Annotated in this window: 1 protein-coding gene; it reads left to right on the top strand. The window is 66.4% G+C overall.

Going from position 1 to position 1,219, the window contains the following annotated elements:
- Positions 1-9: 9 nt before the first annotated feature.
- Positions 10-1,219: acyltransferase domain-containing protein (locus tag E1300_RS49565; protein ID WP_131764164.1), on the top strand; the 1,210-nt coding region annotated here is incomplete at its 3' end.

Genomic DNA, 1,219 nt, shown 5'->3' on the forward strand with positions numbered 1-1,219 from the left:
CTGGTCACTGTGTCTCACACCCTGGCCGTAGGCCGCGCCACCCACCCCCACCGCGGCACCGTCATCGCCCGCGACCACACCCAAACACTCCACGCCCTCCACGCCCTAGCCACCCACACCCCCCACCCCGACCTCACCCACACCCGAACCGACCAACCCGGCAAAACCGTCTTCGTCTTCCCCGGCCAAGGCCCCCAATGGCCCGGCATGGCCCACGACCTCCTCACCCACAACCCCACCTTCCGCCACCACATCCACCAATGCGCCGACGCCCTCACCCCCTACGTCCCCTGGTCCCTCATCGACCTACTCCACCAACACCCCAACACCCCCGACCTCAACCACACCGACGTCGTCCAACCCGCCCTCTTCGCCGTCATGATCGCCCTAGCCCGCCTCTGGCAACACCACGGCATCCACCCCGACGCCGTCATCGGCCACTCCCAAGGCGAAATCGCCGCAGCCCACATCGCCGGCGCCCTCACCCTCGACGACGCCACCAAAATCATCGCCCTCCGCAGCCAAGCCATCGCCACCCACCTCACCGGCCACGGCGCCATGCTCGCCCTCACCCTCCCCGCCCACCAAACCCAAACCCTCATCAACACCCTCACCAACCCCACCGATCCCACCAGCCATCCCCCACTCACCATCGCCGCCCACAACAGCCCCACCCACACCATCGTCTCCGGAACCCCCCAAGCCATCCACCACCTCAACACCCACTGCCACAACCACAACATCCCCCCCCACCTCCTCCCCGTCACCTACGCCTCCCACCACCCCCAAACCGACACCATCCGCACCCAACTCCTCCACGACCTCCACCCCATCACCCCCCACCCCGCCCACACACCCCTCTACTCCACCATCACCACCACCCCCATCGACACCACCACCCTCACCCCCACCTACTGGCACACCAACCTCCGCCACCCCATCCACTTCCACCAAACCATCACCACACTCATCAACCACGGACACACCCACTACATCGAAATCAGCCCCCACCCCACCCTCACCACCAGCATCCAACACACCCTCGACACCCACCACACACCCGGCACCACCACCCCCACCCTCCACCGCAACAACCCCACCCACCACCACTACCTCACCAACCTCACCCACCACCCCCACTGGAAACCCCAACCCACACCCCACCACCCCACCACCACCCTCCCCACCTACCCCTTCCAACACCACCACTACTGGCTCA

The sequence above is a fragment of the Actinomadura fibrosa genome, from assembly GCF_900659615.1.
Lineage (GTDB): Bacteria > Actinomycetota > Actinomycetes > Streptosporangiales > Streptosporangiaceae > Spirillospora > Spirillospora fibrosa.